This is a genomic window from Hyphomicrobium sp., assembly GCF_020852195.1.
Lineage (GTDB): Bacteria > Pseudomonadota > Alphaproteobacteria > Rhizobiales > Hyphomicrobiaceae > Hyphomicrobium_C.
On record NZ_JADZBI010000170.1, the window covers coordinates 1 to 4,627 of the forward strand.

Genomic DNA, 4,627 nt, shown 5'->3' on the forward strand with positions numbered 1-4,627 from the left:
ACCGCCTCCAACTTGAACTCCCGCGGATACTTCTTACGGACTCTGCCCATCTGACACCTCCGTACCCCACTCTGTGAGGTAATCTGGGTGTCCGTCAAATACTGGTCAGCTCACCCGGCACCGATGGCCGGCCTCGTGAAGACTCTAAAGAACCTCCGCCCCGCGAAGCGCCTCCGGCTTCCCTGCCAGGCACCCATCGCTCTTAGTGCGGCAACGATAATCTGGCGACTGCGTTCAGCGGCGCGAGCCTTGCGCGCGCCCGGTGGTTCGCGTGGTCACGGGACGCTTGGCATAACGCTCCGCATAGCTATCCAGAAGACTGCGGATCATCCGCTGATACGGGACCTTGGACTGCGCCGCGTGAGCCTTGAAGAAGTCGATGCTCTTCTTGCTCAGGGAAAGGGTGATCTTGATCCCGTCGTCTTTCAGGACGAGCTGATCGGGGGGCGGGAGGAAATCTTCCACCACCTCGAGGCGGCCCATCGGTTCACTTGTGTATTTTGTTCCGGATTTCATACAGCTTCTTTCCCCGACGCCAGAAACCGGCGCCAATGATGCGGATGACTTTGCCGCGATAGGTGAACCGCACGGTCAGGATCCCGTCCGGCACCTGACCGAAGCAATAGAATCGCTGCTCTGCCTCGCTGTGACCCATATCCCGGGCGATCACGCGAGCCGGGTCAAGGAATGCACCCTGCGCGTACACGAACGAGACGCCATGCTTCCGCTGGTTCTCCGCATCCTTGTCTGGATCCCAGTCGAAGCTTGCCGACATTGAAAGATCCTACCATCCGTATGGCCAACTCGCCATACCAATGTATGGCTAGATAATCATGCCGCCGCGCTGAACTCTGGTGCCGGGCGAGGAAACCGGAATAACGTAGCTATCGCCCGTCACGTTTTCCCGCTTTCCTCGCCCGGCACCAAAGCCCATATCCGCTGCGCTCTAACTGCGATACATACGATCCTGGACCATGCGCTTACCTCATTCTTCCACTGACTTCCTTGAGACTTCTGATCCACCAGAGGGGTGAACGACTACAGCCCACATAGTCTTGGTCCGTGTGTCCGTCAGCTCTACAAGGTATTTCCCATCTGGCTGCGCAGTTGTGGAAAGCAATGAGAGAAGCGCAGCACCCTTGAAGCTTGGTCCATCGGGGATGGTCGATAGCCGATCGGCTGCGATTCGCGTTGCGTCGTCGGACGAGACCTTAGCGCAGGCCACAAGCAGAACCACGAGAGCCATTGGAAGAACGCGGATCATGGGTCTAACGTCCGAATTTTGCCGCGCGGAACGCAGCGTGCATCGCAAGGCATGAGTTCATAAGGTCAACGCGGCACTGAAGACCGGCTGCGCTCACGTTAGGAAATGTGCAACATGTACAAGGCATCGGTTTCCATTTCGATCTCGAAGCCGAGACGCTCGTACAAGCGTCTCGCAGGGTTGGACTTGATCACGCAGAGCTTCACGACTTCCCCGGCGAGGCGAGCTTTCTCAATCTCCGCCTGGACAAGTCCACCTCCGATCCCCTGACCTTGATATTCGGGTCCCAGTATCACCATCTGCAGGGTTCGCACGCCGCCTTCTCGGCGTGCACATAGGCCGCCAGCGCGAACTCCGTCTACCTGAATCAGTTGGAAATCTTCAATGCGATGCGCTTTCCAGAAGCCCCCGGCCTGAAACTCTTCATCCCATCCCCAGGCCCACTCGACATAGGGGCGCATGACCGTCGCGTAGGTGTCGAAGATGAACGACCTATCATCATCACTCGCTTGCCGAACCGCGACCTTGCGCACCGCGTTGCCTAACGACCGCGTTGAGATGCGCGCACGAGCGGCGCTCGCACAGCGTCATTCTCGAACGCGTTGTTGGCAGTCATATGGACTTCCCAATCACTATTTCACTTCGCTCGATTACATGCTTTGGCGTGTAAAGATCGTCCGGCATCGATCCGAGGTTCCTTCCAAAGTAGTCCCATCGGTGCTCGGCTTGTGACCATTCTCCGAGGTCTGTGTCAGAGCAATGGATAGTTCCTCCGGGCAAAAGGCGGCCCTCCATTGGGACGGGAACGAAGTTTATGCACACGTTTCCCCAAGACCACCAATGTAAGTCCGGCAGTACGACTGCTTCGCCCTTGAATCGGAGTTGAAACACCCCGATGCCACCGTCGTCGCGACGCAGGACGAGATAACCATCTCGCACGTCCCGGCCCTCAGTCACCACGAAGTATCGATATGTGCCGGGCTCAAGGCCAGCGATGCTAAGACGCGGCAGGCCGGCTCCTGCTGTTGCTGATGGATTGAGCGACGACACAAATGGAACCGCCACGCCCCCCAGCCCTACGAGGGCAGCAAGCGCGAGGCCGATTTTGAGAAGGCGCCGCCTGTGTCTCATGACCACCAACTATTAGTAGACGCGCCAATTGCGTGATTAATCGCGAAGGTCATGCGCCTAATCTGCCTGAGCACCCCCTCCGTAGCAACCCGGCCGAGCGAAGCAATGGCCGGCTCCGAGTCCGATTCTGAGTCCGATTCCGCCGGGATGGATACAGGGGTGTGGGCTGGCCGACTGCGAGTGACGCACTGCCACACCTACATAAGCGGCACTCCGTCGCATGAGCACACGACGGTAGTACCCGGTGGGAGTGACGTTTCAAGACCTGCCAAGCAAATGTCAGCGGGCACCCTTCCGACGCCGCGGCATGACCTCACAGACAATCACCGGCCAGGCCACACCCCTGTGTCCGTCCCGGCTCCGGAAGGTCCGAAAGCCTTAAAGAACCTCCGCCCCGCGAAGCGCCTTCGCGGCGAGGTCCAACGCAGCGTTCGCGTCGAGACTCGGCGCACCTACGACGCAGCTCACGAACACGTACGCACGCTCACCGCGAGCAACATGCCCGACGAGCCACCGCACGCCGCGTCCTGAGCGATCGAGGGTGTTGGCGAAATGGGCGCTGACAACGGCGTCCTTCGGCCACGGCTTGGCGAACGCGCGGTCGCCGTCGGGAGTCCTGATCGCACCGGCGGATTGCTCGAGCATCTTGCGCAGCGCGGCAACGGAGACGGCAGAGGCGTCCAGCTCCTGCTGGTAGAAGCGCACCAGGAAATCCTGCTGTTGCTCGGGCGTGATCCGCAGCGCGCCGCTGGTCCAGAAGTCCTTGATGTCGCGGCCAGGATCCTTGTTGCCGTACTGGAACAGCTGCAGGTAGATGCGTTCGCGTTCGAGGCCGATCCTGTCGGCCACGCGCTGGAAGTACCAGTCGACCGAGTACTGCACCGCCGAGCCCAGCGAATGATCGCGGCTAGCGGACTCGGGACCCTCCGGCTTGCCGTCGAACGCCGTCACCTGCGCCGCATCGGCGACGACACCGGATTCGAGCGCGGCCAGGGCATGGGGAATCTTGAACGTGGCGCCCGGACTGACGGCGACACGGCAGGCTTCGGCGGGTTCGCGAACCACTTCGCCCACGCCGACTTCGTAAAGGAGGAAGCAGGATTGCGACGGCGCGTCAGCGGCGCTGGCGGCATTCGACACGCCGATGACGGCGCACAGCAGCGTGACACCCGCGAGGAAACTCCGCTGCAATTCCATCAGCCCCCCCGTCGCTTGCCTCAATGGTGCATACCGACGACCGGTCACCGGCCACCGATCACCGCTTGCCAATCACTCGGTGACCGTGACCACCAGGTCGTCGCGATGGATCATCTCGTCGCGGCCGCGGAAGCCGAGTACCGCTTCGATCTCGTTGCTTTTGCGGCCACAGAGCTGCGCGGCCTCGTCGCTCGAATAGGCAGACAGCCCCCGCGCGATCTCGTTCCCTTCCGCATCGCGGACCAGCAACGCGTCGCCGCGCTCGAACTTGCCCTTCACGCGTGTGACGCCGGCAGGTAGCAGGCTCTTGCCCCGCTTCAGCGCTGCGGCGGCGCCCTCGTCCACGTGCAACTCGCCCGCCGGCTTCAGCGAGCCGGCAATCCACTGCTTGCGGAAGGTGACCGGATTGGTTGATGGAAAGAACCAGCTGCAGCGCGCGCCGCTTTCGATGCGCTTGAGCGGATGCATCTCGTGCCCGATGGCGACGCACATGTGGCAACCGGCGCCGATCGCGATCTTTGCGGCGGCGATCTTGGTCGCCATGCCGCCCGAGCCCACCGATGACGACGCCCCGCCGGCCATCTTCTCGATCTCCGGCGTGATGCCGCGGACCTCGGGGATGAACACGGCGCTCTTGTCCTTGGTCGGATCGGCGGTGTACAGCCCGTCGACGTCCGACAGCAGCACGAGACAGTCGGCACTGATCATCTGTGCGACTCGCGCGGCGAGGCGATCGTTGTCGCCGTAGCGGATCTCCGCGGTGGCCACGGTATCGTTCTCGTTGATGAGCGGAATGGCGCCGAGCTTCAACAGCGTCGACAGCGTGTTGCGGCCGTTGAGATACCGACGACGCTCCTCGGTGTCACCGAACGTCAGCAGGATCTGCGCCACCGTGAGGTCGTGCTGGTCGAGCACTTCCTTCCACGCGTGCGCGAGTCGGATCTGGCCGACCGCTGCTGCAGCCTGGCTCTCGTCGAGTTTGAGCTTGCCGGGCTCGAGCCCGAGGTGGCGCCGACCGAGTGCAATGGCGCCCGA

The 4,627-nt window shown here is 61.8% G+C and carries 6 protein-coding genes; all 6 read right to left on the reverse strand.

All coding sequences use genetic code 11. From position 1 onward, the window contains the following. Positions 1-234 precede the first annotated feature (234 nt). Positions 235-516 (reverse strand): hypothetical protein, encoded by a 282-nt coding sequence (locus tag IT540_RS14520; RefSeq protein WP_291179313.1) that lies wholly within the window; start codon positions 514-516, stop codon positions 235-237. Continuing rightward, complete coding sequence (locus IT540_RS14525; RefSeq protein ID WP_291179308.1) at positions 488-775, reverse strand: BrnT family toxin; 288 nt, start codon at positions 773-775, stop codon at positions 488-490. Before IT540_RS14525 ends, IT540_RS14520 begins: the two co-directional genes overlap by 29 nt. Positions 776-1,362: 587 nt before the next feature. Continuing rightward, positions 1,363-1,797 carry a GNAT family N-acetyltransferase gene (locus IT540_RS14530; RefSeq protein ID WP_291179309.1) on the reverse strand — a complete coding sequence of 145 codons (435 nt, stop codon included), beginning with the start codon at positions 1,795-1,797 and terminating at the stop codon, positions 1,363-1,365. Between the two features lie 79 nt (positions 1,798-1,876). After that, a complete protein-coding gene (locus IT540_RS20840; protein WP_366029956.1) occupies positions 1,877-2,395 on the reverse strand; it encodes a ubiquinol-cytochrome c reductase iron-sulfur subunit N-terminal domain-containing protein in 519 nt (172 codons plus the stop codon). 378 nt (positions 2,396-2,773) lie between these two features. Continuing rightward, a complete protein-coding gene (locus tag IT540_RS14535; protein WP_291179311.1) occupies positions 2,774-3,592 on the reverse strand; it encodes a penicillin-binding transpeptidase domain-containing protein in 819 nt (272 codons plus the stop codon). Positions 3,593-3,664: 72 nt separating this feature from the next. Next, positions 3,665-4,627 (reverse strand): glutamate 5-kinase (proB, locus tag IT540_RS14540; protein WP_291179312.1); only part of this gene is annotated, 963 nt, incomplete at its 5' end.

Bases quoted from the DNA above. Each gene is read 5' to 3' on its own strand.
- IT540_RS14520 (WP_291179313.1), bottom strand. From the start codon at position 516: ATGAAATCCGGAACAAAATACACAAGTGAACCGATGGGCCGCCTCGAG.
- IT540_RS14525 (WP_291179308.1), bottom strand. From the start codon at position 775: ATGTCGGCAAGCTTCGACTGGGATCCAGACAAGGATGCGGAGAACCAG.
- IT540_RS20840 (WP_366029956.1), bottom strand. From the start codon at position 2,395: ATGAGACACAGGCGGCGCCTTCTCAAAATCGGCCTCGCGCTTGCTGCC.
- IT540_RS14535 (WP_291179311.1), bottom strand. From the start codon at position 3,592: ATGGAATTGCAGCGGAGTTTCCTCGCGGGTGTCACGCTGCTGTGCGCC.